17 protein-coding genes are annotated in these 18,368 nt (G+C 63.0%); 2 read left to right on the forward strand and 15 right to left on the reverse strand.

Annotated features, from left to right (window positions below; translation table 11 throughout):
- Nucleotides 1–56: 56 nt before the first annotated feature.
- The 12 genes from CCOS865_RS18250 to flgB all read right to left on the reverse strand — a co-directional run bounded on the left by CCOS865_RS18250 (nucleotide 57) and on the right by flgB (nucleotide 11,754).
- Nucleotides 57–1,646 carry a flagellar hook-associated protein 3 gene (locus CCOS865_RS18250; protein WP_119143385.1) on the reverse strand — a complete coding sequence of 530 codons (1,590 nt, stop codon included), beginning with the start codon at nucleotides 1,644–1,646 and terminating at the stop codon, nucleotides 57–59.
- Between the two features lie 13 nt (nucleotides 1,647–1,659).
- Nucleotides 1,660–3,699, reverse strand: a complete 2,040-nt coding sequence (flgK, locus tag CCOS865_RS18255; RefSeq protein ID WP_119143387.1) for a flagellar hook-associated protein FlgK — start codon at nucleotides 3,697–3,699, stop codon at nucleotides 1,660–1,662.
- A 12-nt stretch (nucleotides 3,700–3,711) separates the two neighbouring features.
- A complete protein-coding gene (flgJ, locus tag CCOS865_RS18260; protein WP_119143389.1) occupies nucleotides 3,712–4,914 on the reverse strand; it encodes a flagellar assembly peptidoglycan hydrolase FlgJ in 1,203 nt (400 codons plus the stop codon).
- Nucleotides 4,915–4,925: 11 nt separating this feature from the next.
- Nucleotides 4,926–6,035: a flagellar basal body P-ring protein FlgI gene (locus tag CCOS865_RS18265; protein ID WP_119143582.1), complete on the reverse strand. Its 1,110-nt coding sequence runs from the start codon at nucleotides 6,033–6,035 to the stop codon at nucleotides 4,926–4,928.
- A 12-nt stretch (nucleotides 6,036–6,047) separates the two neighbouring features.
- A complete protein-coding gene (flgH, locus tag CCOS865_RS18270) occupies nucleotides 6,048–6,743 on the reverse strand; it encodes a flagellar basal body L-ring protein FlgH (protein WP_119143391.1) in 696 nt (231 codons plus the stop codon).
- Nucleotides 6,744–6,790: 47 nt separating this feature from the next.
- Nucleotides 6,791–7,576: a flagellar basal-body rod protein FlgG gene (flgG, locus tag CCOS865_RS18275; RefSeq protein WP_119143393.1), complete on the reverse strand. Its 786-nt coding sequence runs from the start codon at nucleotides 7,574–7,576 to the stop codon at nucleotides 6,791–6,793.
- A 46-nt stretch (nucleotides 7,577–7,622) separates the two neighbouring features.
- Complete coding sequence (gene flgF / locus CCOS865_RS18280; protein WP_119143395.1) at nucleotides 7,623–8,363, reverse strand: flagellar basal-body rod protein FlgF; 741 nt, start codon at nucleotides 8,361–8,363, stop codon at nucleotides 7,623–7,625.
- A gap of 178 nt (nucleotides 8,364–8,541) precedes the next feature.
- Nucleotides 8,542–8,730 carry a hypothetical protein gene (locus CCOS865_RS18285; RefSeq protein WP_119143397.1) on the reverse strand — a complete coding sequence of 63 codons (189 nt, stop codon included), beginning with the start codon at nucleotides 8,728–8,730 and terminating at the stop codon, nucleotides 8,542–8,544.
- 70 nt (nucleotides 8,731–8,800) lie between these two features.
- Complete coding sequence (gene flgE / locus CCOS865_RS18290) at nucleotides 8,801–10,147, reverse strand: flagellar hook protein FlgE (RefSeq protein ID WP_119143399.1); 1,347 nt, start codon at nucleotides 10,145–10,147, stop codon at nucleotides 8,801–8,803.
- A gap of 27 nt (nucleotides 10,148–10,174) precedes the next feature.
- Nucleotides 10,175–10,885: a flagellar hook assembly protein FlgD gene (gene flgD, locus CCOS865_RS18295; protein ID WP_119143401.1), complete on the reverse strand. Its 711-nt coding sequence runs from the start codon at nucleotides 10,883–10,885 to the stop codon at nucleotides 10,175–10,177.
- Between the two features lie 15 nt (nucleotides 10,886–10,900).
- A complete protein-coding gene (gene flgC / locus CCOS865_RS18300; RefSeq protein ID WP_119143403.1) occupies nucleotides 10,901–11,344 on the reverse strand; it encodes a flagellar basal body rod protein FlgC in 444 nt (147 codons plus the stop codon).
- A 2-nt stretch (nucleotides 11,345–11,346) separates the two neighbouring features.
- Nucleotides 11,347–11,754 carry a flagellar basal body rod protein FlgB gene (gene flgB / locus CCOS865_RS18305; RefSeq protein WP_119143405.1) on the reverse strand — a complete coding sequence of 136 codons (408 nt, stop codon included), beginning with the start codon at nucleotides 11,752–11,754 and terminating at the stop codon, nucleotides 11,347–11,349.
- Nucleotides 11,755–12,109: 355 nt separating this feature from the next.
- On the opposite strand from flgB, the gene CCOS865_RS18310 reads away from it, so the two are divergent.
- Entirely contained in the window at nucleotides 12,110–14,734 is a 2,625-nt protein-coding gene (locus CCOS865_RS18310; RefSeq protein ID WP_415842635.1) for an autotransporter family protein, read from the forward strand.
- A 754-nt stretch (nucleotides 14,735–15,488) separates the two neighbouring features.
- A complete protein-coding gene (locus CCOS865_RS18315) occupies nucleotides 15,489–16,310 on the forward strand; it encodes a hypothetical protein (RefSeq protein WP_119143409.1) in 822 nt (273 codons plus the stop codon).
- A gap of 14 nt (nucleotides 16,311–16,324) precedes the next feature.
- Here CCOS865_RS18315 and CCOS865_RS18320 read toward each other — a convergent pair whose 3' ends face one another.
- Genes CCOS865_RS18320 through CCOS865_RS18330 form a run of 3 tightly spaced genes read right to left on the reverse strand, consistent with a single transcriptional unit; the run spans nucleotide 16,325 to nucleotide 18,358 of the window.
- Nucleotides 16,325–17,059, reverse strand: a complete 735-nt coding sequence (locus CCOS865_RS18320; RefSeq protein WP_119143411.1) for an amino acid ABC transporter ATP-binding protein — start codon at nucleotides 17,057–17,059, stop codon at nucleotides 16,325–16,327.
- Nucleotides 17,046–17,696 (reverse strand): amino acid ABC transporter permease, encoded by a 651-nt coding sequence (locus tag CCOS865_RS18325; protein WP_208644550.1) that lies wholly within the window; start codon nucleotides 17,694–17,696, stop codon nucleotides 17,046–17,048. The genes CCOS865_RS18320 and CCOS865_RS18325 overlap by 14 nt, the downstream gene beginning before the upstream one ends.
- The gene (locus tag CCOS865_RS18330; RefSeq protein ID WP_119143415.1) at nucleotides 17,693–18,358 is read right to left on the reverse strand and encodes an amino acid ABC transporter permease; all 666 of its coding nucleotides are present in this window, start codon (nucleotides 18,356–18,358) and stop codon (nucleotides 17,693–17,695) included. Before CCOS865_RS18330 ends, CCOS865_RS18325 begins: the two co-directional genes overlap by 4 nt.
- Between the last annotated feature and the right edge of the window lie 10 nt (nucleotides 18,359–18,368).

The raw sequence follows: 18,368 nt of genomic DNA on the forward strand, positions 1-18,368 counted from the left end.
AAGGTTCGCGCAGCGCCCGTTACCAGGCACCGCGCGACCGCTGACACGAGAGGGGATCAGATGTAGTTGAGCAGCGACAGCCCGGCCACCTTGGCGTAGGCCTGCAGCGAAGCTTGCAGCATGTTGCTCTGCATTTGCAGACGGATCATCACTTCGGCCGGATCGCTTTCGCGGATCGAGCTTTGCGTCTTGGTGTTCTCGGTACTCAGCGATTCGTTGGTCTCGGCTTGCACATCCAGCGCCTGACCGCGACCACCAATCGAGCTGATCGACGAGCTGACCTGGTTGATGCCACTGGCGACGTTGCCGATGGCCGAATCCAGCGAAGCGAGGAAGTTCTGCCTGGCCACCGGGTCGTTGTCGATCGGCGTGGTCAGCGCGGTGCGCAGTTGGCTGATGGTGTCGAGCACGTTCTGGGTCTGATGGGTGTCGGCCTTGATCGCGAACGAGTCACCGGCATCCGGCTCTGTGGAGAACTTGAAGGTCAAGCCGGCCACGGTGGCCGTGGTGTTGGCGCCAGAGCCAGACAACGTGCCGCTGCCGATCGGGCGGCTGTCGGGGCTGTAAGGCGCGGCGTACAGGTCGAACTGGGTCGGATCGGTTTCGGAGAACTTGAGCACCGCGCCGCCCGCCGGGAAGGCGGCCTTGTACTTGTCCTGGTCCGAGATGCTGGCACCGGTCAGCTGGCTGCCGCTGACACCGTTGCCCGCACTGCGCGTGCCGCTGACAGTGTCTTCCTTGGCACCCAGGGTGAAGGTGTGGCCACTGATGGCGGCATCCGGATCGGCGCTGTCACCGTCCTTGAAGCTGATCTCCAGGCGCAGGTCGACACCGCGGAAGTTGATCATGGTGTTAGTACCATTTGGATCGAACTTGCCGCCTTGGGTCGCTTCGCTGGTGACGTCGTCGCCATTGGCTGCGGTGATCTTGATCTGCGTGCTGCTGACGAACTCGACAGTGTAGGGTTCGCCGCCACGGAAGCGATCATTGAACACCACACTGCCGGTGACCTGACCATTGGACAGGTTGACGCGACCGTCATCCGGGCTCGGCGCAGTCTGCCGGGCCTCGGTACGGCTGGTATTGAGCGCCTGTTCAAAGGCACTGTAGCCGGTCTCGTTGGCGGCCAGGCTGAGCATGTCGCCGACCTGCAGGACCAGGCTGCTCTGGTCACCCTGGTAGCTGAAGGTGCCGTCGGCATTCTTCACATACGGCGGGGTATCGCCTTTGGAGCCCGAGAACAGGTACTTGCCGTTCTCGTCCTTGCTGTTCATCAGCGAGAACAGCTGATCTTCCAGCGACGACAACTCGTCGGCGTTGGCCTTGCGGTCAGCATCGGTGAAGCCGGCGTTGCCGGAACTGATCGCCAGTTCGTTGACCCGCTGCAGGATACTGCCGATCGCGTTCAGGGTGCTCTCGGTGCTACCCAGCGCATTGCGCACGTTGGTGATGTTGCCACTGTATTGCTTGAGCATGTTCTGCTGCTGCTCAAGCTGCAGCAAGCGCGCGGCGCCAACCGGATCATCAGCAGCGCTGCGAATGCGCAGACCGTCGGAAGCCTCTTGCCGAGTCCTGTCCAGGTTGGCGAAGTTGCGCTGATAATTGGCGCTGTTGGTGTTGTAGAACTGCGAAGTGGAAATGCGCACGGTCTACGGCTCCTTAAAGGCTGTTGATCAAGGTGGCGAAGGTTTCCTGGGCCGCCTTGATGATCTGCGACGACGCGGTGTAGTACTGCTGGAACTTGATCAGGTTGCCGGTCTCTTCATCGACCGAAACGCCCGACAACGAGTTGCGGCTGTCCAGGGCAGACTTCTGCAGCGCGCCCGTGGCGTCGCTGTCCATCTGCGCCTGGCCGGCCTTGCCGCCGACATTGGAGACAAGCTTGGCATAGGCGTCGGTGATGCTGATGCCCTTGCCGTTGGTGCCAACATCCACGGTCGACTTGGTTTGCAGGTCGATCACCGACTGGGCATTGCGGTTATCCGCCGAGCCCGCACCGGTCAACGCCACGCTGTAGCTGTCGCCGTTCTTGGGCGCGCCGTTGACGTTCATCTCGAAGGTGAAGTTGCCGCCGAGCGCGTTGCCATTGGCATCGGTCAGGGGCACCGACAATTGCAGCTTGTTGTCCTGGCCGGGGATGATGGTGCCGGTACCGATCGAATCACCCGTGGAGTTGTACAGGGTGTAGCTCTGCGGCGAGGCGCCGTCATCGCCGAACACCAGCTTGACCGGGGTGGAGTACTTGAGGCCGGTCTGCAGCTTGTTCAGCTCGGCGGCGTCATAGATATCCAGCTCGCTGGTCAGATTTGGCTGGGTGATGACCCCGGTGCCTTTGTTGCCCGAACCGCTGGTCGCGGTCAGCGGCGAGGCCAGTGCCAGGCGCTTGGGGTCGGTCAGCACCGACTCGATAGTGGCCGCAGCGTTGCGCGTCGGAGTGATCTTGAAGCTGTCGCCGGCAGCGAACGTGCCGCCGTTGCCCGCCAGGGTGAAGCCGTCGAAGACCGGCGCCGGGTCGTCATCGAGGTTGTGCGTGCCCATATCGGTGCCTTCCGGCAACTTGCGCACGGTGTACTCTTTCAGGTTCAGCGGGTTGTTGAAGGTTACCTGGTAGTCACTGGTGCCGAGCTTGCCGGTGTCGGCAATGGTCACGTTCAAGTTGCCGGTGCCGGTATTGCCCTGCTTGGCAATGCTGCGCTCGCCGATGGCCTTGGCACTGTTGATGTCGCCGAACAGGCTGGCACCGAAGTTGCCGTCCTTGTCGATGCCCTGGGCCAACTGGCTGTTGATCGCATCAGCCACTACCAGCGCCACGCGGCCGAGCTCGTTGAGCGCCGGGTCGAGGGTCTCTTTGCGGTAACGGATCAGGCCGCCGAGCTCACCACCGGTGGTGCTGTTGGTGATGTCCATCTTGGTCGAGCCACGATTGAGGATCAGGCTCATGCGGGTCGGATCGGTGGCGGTCGGCTCGACGCCGAGGGTCTGGGTGGTGTTGCCCAGTACCAGCGCCTGACCGTTTTTCAGGTAGATGTCGTAGTTGCCGTTTTTCTGCTCGACCACGTCCGCGCCGATCAGCGACGTCAGCTCGCGCACTGCGCCGTCACGCTGGTCGAGCAGATCGTTGGGCTGGCCGGTGACCACGCCGACTTTGGAGATCTGTTCGTTGAGATCGGCGATGGTCTTGGTCAGGTTGTTCACCTGATTGGCCAGCGAGGTCATATTGCTGTTGGTGTTGCTGTTCTGCTGGTTGAGCTGGGCGGACAGCGTATTGAAACGCTTGGCCAGGGTCTGCGCGCTGCTCAGCAGCAGCTGGCGCGAGGCGTCTTCGGTCGGCTTGGCCGAGGCGTCCTGCATGGCGCTGAAAAAGCTCTGCAAGGCAGCGGTGATACCGGTGTCGGCGCTCGACAGGGCAGTGTCCAGCGGCGTGATCTGATTGAGGTAGGTCGTGGCATCGCTGGACAGCGACGTGGTGGTACGCAACTGGTTCTCGAGGAACGCGTTGTACACCCGGCGCACGTCGGCCAAGGTGGTGCCGGTACCGATGAAGACCTGGCCAACCTGCTGCCCGCCGCTGGTCTTCTGCACGTTCTGCTGGCGCGAATAGCTTTCGACATCGGCGTTGGCGATGTTGTTGCCCAGGGTATACATCCCAGACTGAGCGGCGCCAAGGCCGGACATGCCAATATTGAGCAAACTCGCCATGGGGCTGGATCCTTAAAGTTGCGTGGTAGTACCGAGCGACGCGTAGCTCTCGTACGACTTCATCTGTTTTGCGATCTGCGAGATCTTGCTGGCGTAGTTCGGGTCGGTTGCGTACCCGGCCTTTTGCAGCTCTCGCACGAACTGTTCTGGGTTATCGGCTGACTTCACCGCATCTTGATAGCGGGAATTGTTCTGCAGCAGGCTGACCAGGTCGTGGAAGCTGTCCTGGTAAGAGTCGTAGGCACGGAACGCCGCCGTCTCCTTGACGAATGCGCCGTCGCGAAACTCGCTGGTGATCGCCCGCGCTTCGCCGCCCTGCCAATTGCCGGTAGCCTTGATGCCGAACAGGTTGTGGCTGCTGCTGCCATCTGTGGTGCGCATCACCGATTTGCCCCAGCCGGTTTCCAGCGCCGCCTGGGCGACCAGATAACGGGGGTCGATGCCGATGCGCTTGGCGGCTTGTTCCGCCATTGGCAGCATGGTCGCTACAAATTCGTCACTGTTGCCGAAGGCCTTTTTCGGCGCCAGCGGTGGCTGCGCCATGGCCCGCCCGAGGATGCGCGTACCGCCGTCTGCGGCAGCAAAGGCTTGCGCTGGCTCCCAGTCACCCTTGATCACGCCATTGACCAACTGGCCGTCACGCGCCGGCAGCGCCGCGGCGTTAGTGGTGGACGCCGGGTTGCCGGCTGACGGCACGATGCCGGCCAGCAGGCGATCGGTGAGCTTGCCCGGCAACGACAGACGCCGGGCGTTGAGCGCCGCGACATCGTTGCGCGTACTGGTGCTGGCGGTTGCGCCGCTGGCCGCGGTATCGCTCACCTTGGTGCCCCACAGCGCCGGGCCAGTGCCCTCGCCGCGCAGGAACGGGTTGACCGAGGTGACCGGGTTCTTCTGCTTGGACAACTGGCGCACCAGCACGTCCTGCAAACCGATACCGCCGCCTTCGCGGGACATGCTCACGGCCAGCTGCTGGTCGTACATGTCGCGGTACTGCTTGACCGTCTCGGTGTTCATCGGGTTGTCGGCGGCCAGCACATCGCTGGCCTTGCGCGACGCCTTGAGCATCTCGCTGATGAACAGCGACTCGAACTCCTGGGCGACCTTGCGCACGTTGGCTTCGCTGTCGCGATCACCGTGCTTGAGCGAGCTCAGGCGATTGAGGTCGGTGTAGGCACCGCTGTCGGCTTGGGTCGAGACCAGGCTCTTGGATTCCATGCGTCAGCCCCTCAGATGACGATCAGGTCGGCTTGCAAGGCGCCGGCCTGTTTCAGCGCTTCAAGGATGGCCATCAAGTCGCTGGGCGCCGCCCCGACCTGATTCACCGCCCGGACGATCTCATCCAGGGTGGTGCCCGGGCCGAACTTGAACATCGGCTTGGCTTCCTGCTCGGCATTGACCCGCGAGCGTGGCACCACGGCCGTCTCGCCGTTGGAGAACGGCCCCGGCTGGCTGACGATCGGGTCTTCGGTAATGGTCACGGTCAGGCTGCCGTGGGTCACCGCTGCCGGCGACACCTTGACGTTCTGGCCGATGACGATGGTGCCGGTGCGCGAGTTGATGATGACCTTGGCCACCGCCTGCCCCGGATCGATCTCGAGGTTCTCGAGGATCGACAGGTAGTCGACCCGCTGGCTCGGATCCATCGGCGCGCTGACACGGACCGAACCACCGTCCAGGGCCTGGGCAACGCCTGGGCCGAGCAGCTCGTTGACCTTGTCGACGATGCGCTTGGCAGTGGTGAAGTCCGGCCGATTGAGGTTCAAGGTCAGGCTGTTGCCCTGGTTGAAACCGCTCGGCACGGCGCGTTCGACGCTGGCGCCACCGGGGATACGGCCGGCCGACGGCACGTTGACGGTGATCTTCGAGCCGTCGCGGCCCTCGGCGTCGAAGCCGCCGACCACCAGGTTGCCCTGGGCAATCGCGTAGACGTTGCCGTCGATACCCTTGAGCGGGGTCATCAGCAGGCTGCCGCCGCGCAGGCTCTTGGAGTTACCGATAGAGGAGACGGTGATGTCCACCACCTGGCCGGGCTTGGCGAAGGCCGGCAGGTCGGCATGCACCGACACGGCGGCAACGTTCTTCAGCTGCACGTTGCCGGAACCGGCCGGCACCTTGATGCCGAACTGCGACAGCATGTTGTTGAAGGTCTGCAGGGTGAACGGGGTCTGGGTGGTCTGGTCACCCGTGCCGTTCAGACCCACCACCAGGCCATAACCAATCAGCTGGTTGGTGCGCACGCCAGAAATACTGGCGATGTCCTTGAGGCGTTCGGCGTGAGCGGCGAACGCACAGGACATGAGCAGGGTTGCGGCAATCAGCTGCCTGAAGTTGAACATGGGCATCCGCACTCAGAAAGGCCACAGCGGGCTGATGAAGAAGCGGTCCAGCCAACCCGGCTGGCTGGCATCGGCAAACGAGCCGGTGCCCGAATAGGTGATGCGCGCATCGGCGATCCGCGTGGACGGCACGGTGTTGTCGGTGGCGATGTCGTCGGCACGGATCAGGCCGGCGATACGCACCAGCTCGTCACCGGTATTGAGGGTCATCCACTTCTCGCCGCGCACGGCGATGATGCCGTTGGGCAGCACCTCGGCGACGGTGACCGTGATCGAACCGGTCAGGGTATTGCCCTGGGCCGCCTTGCTTTCACCCTTGGTCGCACGGCTGCCGCTGTAGCCGGCATCGAGCGTCAGGTCACCGCTGCCCAACGGGTTGTTGGTGTTGGGGATCGCGCCGAACAACGAGGTCAGGCCGAGGTTGGCGGTGCTGTCCTTGTCGATCTGCGAGTTGGCGTTCTTGCTCGCCGAGGTCCGCTCGTTCAGGGTGATGGTGATGATGTCACCGACCCGGAACGCCTTGCGGTCGCCGTACATGTCCTGTTCGAAACCGGCCTGGTAGATCGAACCGTTGTTGGCCGACGCCGGCAACGGGGTGCGCGGCAACACCGGCGCGTAGTACGGGTCGTTGGGTTTGGGCGTCGGACCGACGCAACCGGCCAACAACACCGCCCCCCCCAGGGCGAATACGGACAACAGACGCTTCATGACACTTACCTCATGGTGGAACAGACGCTGCAACAGCGACCTGGGGTTTACAGCTGCTGGGTAACGAACGACAGCATCTGGTCGGCGGTGGAGATGACCTTGGAGTTCATCTCGTAGGCACGCTGGGTGGTGATCATGTTCACCAACTCTTCGACGGTGCTGACGTTGGAGTTTTCCAGGGTCTGCTGCAGGGTCGTGCCAAAGCCGTTCAGGCCTGGGGTACCGACCTGTGGCGCGCCGCTGGCAGCGGTTTCCAGGAACAGGTTGTTGCCCATCGCCTGCAAGCCGGCCGGGTTGATGAAGTCGGCGGTCTGCAGGTTGCCGATGATCTGCGCGGCCGCGTTGCCGGCGGTGGTGATCGACACGGTGCCGTCCTGGCCGACGGTGAAGGTCTGCGCATCGTTAGGCACGACGATCGCTGGCTCCAGGGCGAAGCCGTTGGCGGTGACGACCTGGCCGTCGGAGTTCAGGTGGAAGGTGCCGTCGCGGGTATACGAAACGGTACCGTCCGGTTGCAGCACCTGGAAGAAGCCACGGCCATTGACGGCCAGGTCCAACGGGTTTTCGGTGGTCTGCAGGCTGCCGGTCTGGAAGTTCTTCTGGGTGCCGACGATGCGCACACCGGTACCCACTTGCAGGCCCGACGGCAGTTCGCTGTCCTGGGTCGACTGGGCGCCCGGCTGGCGTTTGATCTGGTAGAGCAGGTCCTGGAATTCGGCACGATCACGTTTGAAACCGGTGGTCGAGACGTTGGCCAGGTTGTTGGAAATGACCGTCAGGTTGGTGTCCTGAGCGGACAGGCCGGTTTTAGCGACCCAAAGAGCCGGAAGCATAGTGTTCTCCTCGTGCGCCTGTTTTACGGCACCCGTTCAAATGTGATTAGCCGATTTGCAAAACACGCGCCATGGCTTCGTCGCCTTCCTTGGCCGTGTTCATCATCTTGACGTGCAGTTCGAATTGACGGGACAGCGCCAGCACCGAGGTCATTTCCTCGACGGCATTGACGTTGCTCGACTCGAGGAAGCCCGACACCACCTTGACGTTGATGTCGGCATCGGCCGGCTGGCCGCTGGCGGTGCGGATCATGCCGTCCTGGCCCTTGGTCAGGCCCTTGGTGTCCGGGTTGACCAGTTTGATCCGGTCGACTTCGGCCATCACTCGCGGGTCCTCGCCCATGGCTCGGATGCTGATGGTGCCGTCCTGGCCCACTTCGACCTTCTGCTCCGGCGGAATGGCGATCGGGCCGCCGTTGCCGATCACCGGCATGCCGTTACCGGCGCGCAGTACGCCGAGGGCGTCGACATTGAGGCTGCCGGTGCGCACATAGGCTTCGCTGCCATCCGGCGCCTGCACGGCGATAAAGCCTTCGCCAGCGACGGCGACGTCCAGCTCGCGCCCGGTCTCGACCATGGCGCCCGCACTGAAGTCAGTGGCCGGACGCTCGCTCAGGGCGAAGGCGCGCGACGGAAAGCTGTCACCGAATACCGGGATCGAGCGCGCCTGCTCCAGGTCGCGCTGGAAACCGTTGGTGGAAATGTTCGCCAGGTTGTTGGCATGGGCCTTCTGCGCAAGCGCGTTCTGGCTGGCGCCGGTCATGGCCACGTATAGCATCTTGTCCACAGTCATCCTCCGCTGCACTGGCGATTGCTTGCCGCTCGCCGTTGCTGTGCAGGCAATAAAGCAAGTTCCGAACCAACTTTCAAAAAACATGAAAAAGCCCGTGAATACGGGCCTTTGCGGGAGATCGGGGAAATACCGACGTCGGATATCCGGCGCCAGCTTGCCGGTCGCGGCAACGCTACTGCAGCTCGCGGCAGCCCGCGTTGTTGAATGGCCCGGCAAAGCGTTTCCAGCCCTTGCCGGGCGACCACTGGGAGCAGACCAGCCGGCCATCGACCTGACTTTCCCAGCGCCACCACGGCGCCGTGCCAGCGTGTGCCTGCAGCAGGCAGAACGCGGCAACGCAGGCGACGATCAGTGCTTTCATGAGCCTTCCCTCAAAACGACGAACCCCTTCCGAAAAAGGGGTTCGACTACCCGCGAGCCTCAGCGGCCCATCACGTCATCTGGATGATGGTCTGCATGATGGTGCTTTCGGTGGAGATGGTCTTGGCGTTGGCCTGGTAGTTGCTCTGCGCCTTGATCAGCTCGACCAGCTCCTGGGTCAGGTTGACGTTGGACGCCTCCAGCGAGTTGGACTCGACGCTGCCCAGGGTACCGGTGGTTGGCGCATCGATGCCGGGGATGCCCGAGGAGTAGGTCTCGGTCCAGCGGGTGCCACCGATCTGCTGCAGGCCCTGCTCGTTGGCGAAGCTGGCGATTGCCACCTGGCCGATGGCACGCGACTGCTGGTTGCTGAAGCTGGCGAACATCACACCGGTGGAGTCGATCGACAGGCTCGACAGGATACCGGTGGCATAGCCGTCCTGGGATTGCGACCCGCGCGCGGTATCGGTGTTGTACGAGGTGGTGCTGTTCATTGCCAGGCGGATACCGTCGGCGTTGCCCACCGAACCGTTGGATGCCCAGTTACCGGCAGCATCCTTCTCTGCCGGGATCCAGCCCTTCATGGTGAAGGTGCTGTTGGTCACATCCCACTCGGCACCTGCCGGCACGTTGGTCTGATCGGTGGCCATGGTCTTGACCGAGCCATCGCTGTTGAAGCTGATGGTGCCGGTCAGCGGCTCGGTGCTGCTCGGGTCGAACGGGTTACGGCCGTCGACCAGGGTGTACATGGTCCACTCGTTCGTATCGGTCTTGCGATAGAACTGCTCCATGGTGTGCTCGTTGCCCTGACTGTCGTAAACCTTTGTCGGGAAGGACTTGGTGTACGAGGTCTCGTCGGCCGGGTCGAAGACGATGTCGCCGGCCGCTGGCGGGGTGGCCGGCAGGGCGATCGAGTCAGCCGAGGAGTTCAGGTTGATGCCCTGGTCGATCAGCGTGGTGGCCTTGGGCTGCAACGCCGAGGTGTCGATCTTCAGGTCGGTGAGCATACCGGTCTGGATCTTGCCGTTGGCGTCGGCGGCATAACCCTGCAGCTTGAGGCCGTCGGAGGTGACGACGTAGCTGTCCTTGTTGGTCTGGAACGCACCGGCACGGGTGTAGACTTGCGCGCCATTGTTGGACAGGACGAAGTAGCCCTGGCCCTGGATACCCATGTCCAGCACGTTGCCGGTGTTGTTGATGTCACCCTGGCTGAACTGCTGGGAAACGGCGGCCAGACGCACACCGTTGCCGATCTGGTTCTTGCCCACGCCGAGGCGGTTGGCGCCCGCGTAGACGTCGGCGAACTCGGCGCGCGACGACTTGAAGCCGGTGGTGCTGACGTTGGCAATGTTGTTGCCGGTGACGTCCAGTTGCTTGTTGGCCGCGTACAGACCGCTAAGGCCGATATTGAAAGACATGTTGTTGCTCCTTGTGCCGTTCTGGCCTTAGATACCGATGGTTTGTACGTCGGACAGGGAAACCTTCCCTACCCCTGCCAGGTTCAGCACCATTTCGCCGGCGGCGCTGAAGCTGACGCTGGTGACCTTGGCCGGCAGCAGCGTGTTCATCTGCACCGACTGGCCCTCCACGGTGGTGGTGGCGGTAAAGGTGTAGGTGCCTGGGTCGACCTTGGCGCCGCTGGAGTTGGTGCCATCCCAGATGAAGTCGGCATAACCGGCTGCCTGCGCGCCCATCTCGATGGTCTTGACGGTGTTGCCGTCCTTGTCCTTGACGATGATCTTGCCTTCGCTGATGGCCTGCGGCACGACGACCTGGGCATTGAAGCTGTCGGCGGTATCGACCACCGCCTTGTCGTTCTGCACGATCACCGAACGACCGACCAGCGACGAGGCCTGCAGGGCCTGGGACGAACCCAGCGAACTGGTGATGGTGTTGACCGAGTCGTTCAGCGAGGTGATCCCCTCGAGGCTGCTGAACTGCGCCAGCTGCGCCACGAACTCGCCGTTGTCCTGCGGGTCGAGCGGGTTCTGGTGCTGCATCTGGGTGACCAGCAACTGCAGGAACGCGTCCTTGCCCAGGGTGCTGGTGCCGGTCTGCGCGGCGGTGTCGACGGTGGTCTTCTTGGTACCGCTGCTGACGCCCGATGCTGCAAGGACATCATTGAGATTGACACCACTGGTGCTATCGATAGCCATGGTCCGAATTCCTTATCACTGACCCAAGGTCAGTACTTTCTGCATCATGGTCTTGGCCGTGTTCATCAGCTCGGCGTTGGTCTGGAACGAGCGGTTGGCAGAGATCATGTCAGCCATCTCCTCAACCACGTTGACGTTCGGGTAATAGACGTAGCCGTCTTTGTTCGCCGCCGGATGATTGGGCTGGTAGCGCGCTTCCAGGTTGCTCTGGTCTTCGATGATGCCGGTGACCTGCACGCCCTGGCCGGCCTCGCCCTGGTCTTCGAACAGCGACTGACCGGTGCCGCCCTGGGCCTGTTGGAAGGTGGTGGCGAACACCGGGTGGCGCGCACGGTAGGTCTGGTCGATGCTCGACGAGACGGTCTCGGCGTTGGCGATGTTCGAGGCGACGGTGTTGAGGCGGGTGTTCTGCGCACTCATGCCGCTACCGGCAATATTGAAAACGTTGGCAAGGGACATGGTCACTCTCCGCGCAGGGCCGATACCAGCCCTTTGAATTTACTGTTGAGCAAAGTGAAGCTGGCCTGGAAATCGATCGCATTCTGCGTGTAGTTGGACTGCTCGATCTGCGCGTCCACGGTGTTCTGGTCGATCGAAGGCTGGGTAGGCGTGCGGTACTGCAGGCTGTCATCAGCCATCGCCAGGCCTTGGGCCTCGATATGCCGGGTGTTGGTCCGGTCCAGAGCGATACGGCCCTTCTGCTGCTTGTCGGCCTCGGCGGCGAGCACCGACGAGAAGTCCATGTCGCGCGCCTTGTAGTTGGGCGTATCGGCGTTGGCGATGTTGTTGGCCAGCACTTCGGCGCGTTGTGCGCGGAAGCCCAGGGCCTTTTCATGAATGCCAAGCGCCTTGTCGAAACTGATGCTCATGTCTGAAAACCTTCGACGGTTGACCGGAGTGTCGTTGACCAAGCTATAGCAAGGCCTGTGCCAACCCAGCCAAGCCCCACTGTTGCGGGGCTTTAGCCGCCTCACGCTGCGCGGGCATGCCAGAAAAGCGGCAAAGTGCTTCCGCTTGAGGAGGGGCAAGCGGCAATGGAATAGCCGCAAAAGCGGCAAACCAAAAAATTGACGCCAGGCAATCGTGTCAATTTGCCAGCGTTTGCGCTACGATTTCGCCCCCGCGCTGATATGTGGCATGACGCCACTATCTTCAGGATAAAAGGTTTCAGCCAAAGCATGGATGCGCGCCGCTCTTCCCCAACGATTTCCAAGGAAAGAACCCGTGGCTCCGCTGACCTTCCGCAAGACCCTGCTGGCCCTCGCCATCACCGCGAGCGCCCTCCCCGCTTTCGCTGAAACCGTGCAACTGACCAACGCTGGCTATGTCAGCGAACACCAGACGCATAACGGCAACCTCGAATTCACCGGCAGCTACAGCGGCGGAGGCGAAGAAGACGCCATCGAACTGAATGGCTCGACCATCAACGGTGACTTGATCCTCAACGCCAACATTGCCAGCACCGGCGACTTCGCTGGCGGCGTCGACATGGACCAGTGGGACGAGGCAGAGGTGTTCACGCCGAACGTCATCACCGGCAGCGTGATCAACAAAGGCAGCATCCAGGCCAACGGCGGCGGCGCCAACGCCCTGATGATCGACCCTGCGCGCATCGGCGGCAGCGTGATCAACGAAGGCCTGCTGTCGGCCATCGGCGAACCGCTGACCGACGAAGGCGGCACCGACGTGGCCCGCGCTCTGGACTTCTCCGGCAGCTCGGTGATCGCGGGTGACCTGGTCAACGCGGCCAGCGGTCAGATCTATGCACGCGGCGAAGATGCCCGCGGCATCAACCTCGAAGGCGGCACCATCGAGGGCAAAGTGATCAACTATGGTCGCATCGAGGTGGTCGGTGAAGGCGCCACTGCCATCGACGCCACCACCAGCGAGAACGGCTTCTACACCGACATGGTCGACCTGGCCGGCATCGAGAACCACGGCACCATCATTGCCACCGGCGAAGACGCCAACGGCATCGTCCTCGACGGCGCCAGCCTGACCACCGCCAACGGCATGCACGTGCTCAACACCGGCACGATCATCGCCCAGGACGCAGGCATCCTGATCGGCAACACCGACTTCGACACCCCAGGCCAGACCGACAACTACGCGCAATACGGCGACCTGAACATCTTCAACAGCGGCTCCATCATTTCCCAGGATGAAGCAATCGACGCCTCTGAGTCGAACCGCCCAGTGGAGCTGATCCTGCGCAAGGGCAGCGTCATCGTCGGCAACCTGATCGACCTGTCGAACATCGAAGTCGAAGCCGACAGCTCGTTCACCGGCACCGACATCAGCGGCGATGGCTACAATATCCGCCTGAAAGATGCCAAAGAGGGCTGGATCGATGTCGGCTCGGTCAGCGGCGGCAACTCGGCCACCCTGTCGCTGGAGTCGGCGCACACCTCGATCGACGGCAACCTGTACATCGCCGGCAACTCGGCCCTGGGCCTGACCCTGGGCAACGACACCAACGCCAGCAAGCCTGTCCTGAGCGTCACCGGTACCGCCGAATTCGGCCAGGGCGCACAGGTCAAGCTGTCTGCCCGCGGCAACGACTTCAGCGCCAACGGCAGCAGCTACACGCTGATCGACGCCGGCACCCTGCAGGTACTCGACGCCAGCGGCGAAAACGTCAACCCGCAAGGCACCCTCGCGGTCACCAGCACCTCGGTGCTGCTCAACGTCGATACCAGCACCATCGTCGACAACAAGCTGGTGGCCGTGGTCACCACCAAGAACCAGCAAGGCATCGACCAGATCCTTGATCAACACGGTGGCTCGGACAACCACAAGCGCTCGCTGGGCGCCCTGGTGCAGGACGGTATCATCAGCCAATTGGGCGACAACGACCCACTGCGCGCAATCGCGCTCAATGGCAGCAGCGCCGAAGTGGCCAAACTCGCCGAGCAGCTGACCCCGGAAACCAACGGTGCAGCCACCCAGGCCGCCACCACCAGCCAGAGCCTGGTCAACGGCGTGACCAGCGGCCGCACCAGCAGCCTGCGCGGCGCCTCGTCGGGTGAAGGTTTCAAGGACACCGGCGTATGGGTCCAGTCGCTGTACAGCGACGCCACCCAAGGCCAGCGTGACGGCATTGCCGGCTACAACGCCTACAGCCGCGGCATCGCGGTCGGCGCCGACGGCAAGCTCAACGACCAGCTGACCCTGGGCCTGGCGTACAGCTTCATCAACACCGACGTCAATTCCAAGGGCGGCAACAAGACCGAAGTCGACAGCCACGCATTCACCCTGTACGGCGGCTTCGAGCAAGGCAACTACTTCGTCGATGCCAGCATGACCTACGGCATCAACGACAACGAAGGCAAGCGCGAAATCGCCGGCACCAAAGCCAAGGCCGACTATGACAGCAACCTGTTCGGCCTGAACGTGGTGGGTGGCTACACCTACCGCATCAGCCCGCAGCTGCTGGTCGAGCCACGCCTGGCCGCCCGTTACAGCCGTGTAGACATCGACGGCTACCGCGAGAAGGGTTCGTCTGCCGCACTGAAAGTCGAAGACCAGCGTTACGAGGCCATCGAGCTGGGCGCCGGCGTGCGCGTGGCGGGCAGCTTCAACCTGGGTGCCGGCACCCTGGAGCCGCAGTTCAAGCTGATGGCCTACCACGACTTCGCCGCTGACGAAGCCGCCAGCACCTCGACCTTCCTGCTCGGCAGCACGCCGTTCGTGACCCATGGCGCAAACGCCGTGCGTGACAGCTATGAAGCCGGCGTGGGCGCTGACTACAAGCTGGGCGCAGTCACCCTGGGCGTGAACTATGACTACATTGGCAAGTCGGGCTTTGATGCCGATGTGTTCTCGGCCAAGGTGCGTTACGACTTCTGATCGAGTCTGATGTAATGAAAAAGGCCAGTGTCTCGCGACACTGGCCTTTTTTTGCATTTGGGGATTGGCAAGCTGCAACGGAGGCTACGCCTGGGCTGGCGTTATCTTCGAAGGTGGCATCGGTGTTGGATAGCTTGGCCTCTTCGCGGGTAAACCCGCTCCCACAGGGACCGTGGTGGCCTTACGGTCAGCAGAGAACCTGTTGGAGCGGGTTTACCCGCGAAGAGGCCGGGACTGCCAATGCACATTCTGGCGCTGACGCGCTGTACCGCCCTTATAAACCCGCGAGAGCGCAGCGATTCGCCAGCCGTTGCCCTGGCCCTTGATCTGGCCTTTGATCTAGCTTGTGATCTTGATCTACCGCGACTTCAGGAGGCCGAACGGAGGTCTTGCGAAGCGAGGTGACGGCCAGGAAGGCCGGCAAGGGCTGCGGGCCAGGAAGGCCCGTACAGCCCGGTCCTCGCGGGAGCAAGGCCGGAGTGAGGGAACCCGTAGCGCAGCGAAGGGCCGGATGTAGGAGCAAGCGGTTTTTGGTTACTTTTTTCCAAGAAAAAAAGTGACCCGCCGTAAGGGCGGAAGGGGCCAGTGGCCACGCCACATCAACCGGATAAGCCCCAAATCCAAAACCCACCACCCCAATCCCAACAGATTTTCCCGACACCCCAGCTGCGGTTATGATGGCCGCCGACCTGGCACACAACAAGCTACATACCACGCCGCAGCCCAGTACCCACACGTTATCCAAGGGTGAAGCATGAAAGCTCCCCCCTGCTCACTCAAGGAAGTCCCGGTGCTCACCAAACATCCCCTCCGCCCCCTGCCCATCGCCCTGCTGTGCCTGCTGACCCTGGCCGGCTGCAAAACCTCTGAGCCCGCCGCCACGGACACCGCCGAAGCGATCGACCCGAAGGTCATGCAGCAGTTCGTCGGCGACATGCAGAAGACCCTGCAAACCAACATCGCCAACGCCGTGCGCGGCACGCTGGTCGGCGCGGTAAAACTCTCCATCAAACTGGACCAGACCTACGCCCCGGTGGCCTGCAAAGCCCAGGAACCCGGCCCCAAGCTGGCCAGCCTGCTGCCCGCAGACGCGAATCGCTCAGACTTCAAAAGCCTCGCCGCAGCAGTCGAAGCGCAATGCTGGAAGACCGTCTACCCACCCGTGCCCGCCGGGGCCTACGACGAGGACGGCACGGTGGAAATCGTCGCGCCGCTGATCCTCATGCCCTCGGCCAACCAGCAGCCGCCCAACCCGGCCTGGGTAGCGCGCCAGCAACAACGCGAGTTCTTCTGGCAGCAACTGCTGCGTGAACAACCGGTGGACAGCATCGGCGTCGCCATCATCCGCTACCAGGCCAACAGCCAAGGCAAGGTGCAAGGCTGTTTGATCGAGTTGCGCCCCTCGGCCGCGCGGGCGGATGCCTTCCGCATGGACGGAGGCTTGCAGTCGCGCCTGAGCAGCGCCTGCATGGCCCTCGACCTGCAACGCATGCCGGGCTTCGCGCCAGACCCGCAAGGCAAGATGGAAGGCTTTGCCCTGGTCGAATACGCGCCCTGGAAAGTTGGCCGCCCGTAATGCCGTGAGCGGCGCTAGGCCTGGGCCACCGCACCAATGAAGTTGGCCAGTTCAGGGGTTTGCGGCGCCGCGAACACGTCGCGCGGGTTACCCATTTCATGCACCTTGCCCTGGTGCATGAACACCAGCTTGTCGCCCACTTCACGGGCAAAACGCATCTCGTGGGTCACCATGATCAGGGTCATGCCTTCCTTGGCCAACTGACGCACCACGCCGAGCACCTCGTTGACCAGCTCCGGGTCGAGCGCCGAGGTGATCTCGTCGCACAGCAACACCTTGGGCGACATCGCCAGCGCGCGGGCGATCGCCACGCGCTGCTGCTGACCGCCCGAGAGGCGGTCCGGGTAGGCATCGAACTTCTCCCCCAGGCCAACCCGCGCGAGCATCTGCTGGGCCAGTTCGCGGGCCTCGGCCTTGCTGGTCTTCTTCACCACCTGCGGCGCGAGCATGACATTTTCGCCGACGGTCAGGTGCGGGAACAGGTTGAACTGCTGGAACACCATGCCGACCTTCTGGCGCAAGCTGCGCAGGTCGGCGCGCGCGGCATCGAGGTACTCGCCGTCGACTTCGATGACGCCGTCGCTGATCGACTCCAGGCCATTGAGGGTGCGCAGCAAGGTGCTCTTGCCCGAGCCGCTACGGCCGATGATGGCGACCACCTCGCCCTCCTCGATGCTCAGGTCGACGCCCTTGAGCACATGGTTGTCGCCGTAGTACTTGTGCAACGCGGACACTCTAAGCAGGGGCATGCAGCCTCCTTTCCAGGTAACGGGCGCTCAGCGAGAGCGGGTAGCAAAGGATGAAGTAACCGACGGCCACCAGGCCGTAGGTCAGAAACGGTTCGAAGGTGGCGTTGGCGAGCATCCCGCCGGTCTTGGTCAGCTCGGTGAAGCCGATGATCGACGTCACCGCCGTGCCCTTGACCACCTGTACCGAAAAGCCCACCGTCGGCGCGATGGCGATGCGCATGGCCTGCGGCAGGATCACATGCCGCAGCTGCTCCAGCGGGCTCAGAGCGAGGCTGCCGGAGGCTTCCCACTGACCCGTGGGGATCGACTCGACGCAGCCGCGCCAGATCTCAGCGAGAAACGCACTGGTGAACAGCGTCAGGGCGATCGCCGCCGCCATCCAGGCCGACACGTCGAGGCCGAACAAGGCAATGCCGAAAAACACCATGAACAGCTGCATGAGCAACGGCGTGCCCTGGAACAGCTCGATGTAACCCCGGCTCAAGCCCCGCAGGTACGGGTTGGCGGAGATCCGCCCGAGCAACAGCAGCAGCCCGGCAAGGCCGCCACAGACAAACGCCACCAGCGACAGCAGCAAGGTCCATTGCAACCCGATCAGCAGGTTGCGGACGATATCCCACAAGGTGAAATCCATCAGCGGCGTCCCATCAAGAAGCGCTGGCCGAGCCATGCCAGCAACTGCCGTACGACAATCGCCATGACCAGGTACAGCACGGTTGTCAGCAGGTAGGTTTCAAAGGCGCGGAAGTTGCGCGACTGGATGAAGTTGGCAGCGAACGACAGCTCTTCGGTGGCGATCTGCGAACACACCGCCGAGCCCAGCATGACGATCACGATCTGGCTGGTCAGCGCCGGCCAGACCTTGGCCAGCGCCGGCTGCAGGACCACATGGCGGAACGCTTCGACGCGGCTCATGGCCAGCGCCGCAGCGGCTTCCAGCTGCCCCTTGGGGATCGCCATGATGCCGGCGCGAATGATCTCGGTGGAATACGCGCCCAGGTTGATCACCATCGCCAGCACCGCCGCCTGCCATTCCGTCAGGCGCACGCCCAACGCCGGCAGGCCGAAGAAGATGAAGAACAGCTGGACGATGAACGGGGTGTTGCGGATCAGCTCCACGTACACGCCGAACAGCGCATCGAACGGCCGCAGCCGCCAGGCACGCACCACCGCGCCGAGCACGCCGATGGCCAGGCCCAGCACTGTGCCCACGACTGTCAGTTGCAGGGTGAACAGCGCCCCTTTGAGCAGCAGGTCAGCCTGCCCCAGCACCGGTGCGAAATCGAATTGATAGGCCATCGCTCAGCGA

Source organism: Pseudomonas reidholzensis (assembly GCF_900536025.1).
Lineage (GTDB): Bacteria > Pseudomonadota > Gammaproteobacteria > Pseudomonadales > Pseudomonadaceae > Aquipseudomonas > Aquipseudomonas reidholzensis.

What these genes read in the sequence shown, in the direction of transcription:
- CCOS865_RS18320 (WP_119143411.1), bottom strand. Translation starts at nt 17,059, where the DNA reads ATGCCCCTGCTTAGAGTGTCCGCGTTGCACAAGTACTACGGCGACAAC.
- flgE (WP_119143399.1), bottom strand. Translation starts at nt 10,147, where the DNA reads ATGTCTTTCAATATCGGCCTTAGCGGTCTGTACGCGGCCAACAAGCAA.
- flgH (WP_119143391.1), bottom strand. Translation starts at nt 6,743, where the DNA reads ATGAAGCGTCTGTTGTCCGTATTCGCCCTGGGGGGGGCGGTGTTGTTG.
- flgD (WP_119143401.1), bottom strand. Translation starts at nt 10,885, where the DNA reads ATGGCTATCGATAGCACCAGTGGTGTCAATCTCAATGATGTCCTTGCA.
- CCOS865_RS18285 (WP_119143397.1), bottom strand. Translation starts at nt 8,730, where the DNA reads ATGAAAGCACTGATCGTCGCCTGCGTTGCCGCGTTCTGCCTGCTGCAG.
- flgG (WP_119143393.1), bottom strand. Translation starts at nt 7,576, where the DNA reads ATGCTTCCGGCTCTTTGGGTCGCTAAAACCGGCCTGTCCGCTCAGGAC.
- flgC (WP_119143403.1), bottom strand. Translation starts at nt 11,344, where the DNA reads ATGTCCCTTGCCAACGTTTTCAATATTGCCGGTAGCGGCATGAGTGCG.
- CCOS865_RS18330 (WP_119143415.1), bottom strand. Translation starts at nt 18,358, where the DNA reads ATGGCCTATCAATTCGATTTCGCACCGGTGCTGGGGCAGGCTGACCTG.
- flgJ (WP_119143389.1), bottom strand. Translation starts at nt 4,914, where the DNA reads ATGGAATCCAAGAGCCTGGTCTCGACCCAAGCCGACAGCGGTGCCTAC.
- flgK (WP_119143387.1), bottom strand. Translation starts at nt 3,699, where the DNA reads ATGGCGAGTTTGCTCAATATTGGCATGTCCGGCCTTGGCGCCGCTCAG.
- CCOS865_RS18265 (WP_119143582.1), bottom strand. Translation starts at nt 6,035, where the DNA reads ATGTTCAACTTCAGGCAGCTGATTGCCGCAACCCTGCTCATGTCCTGT.
- flgB (WP_119143405.1), bottom strand. Translation starts at nt 11,754, where the DNA reads ATGAGCATCAGTTTCGACAAGGCGCTTGGCATTCATGAAAAGGCCCTG.
- CCOS865_RS18315 (WP_119143409.1), top strand. Translation starts at nt 15,489, where the DNA reads ATGAAAGCTCCCCCCTGCTCACTCAAGGAAGTCCCGGTGCTCACCAAA.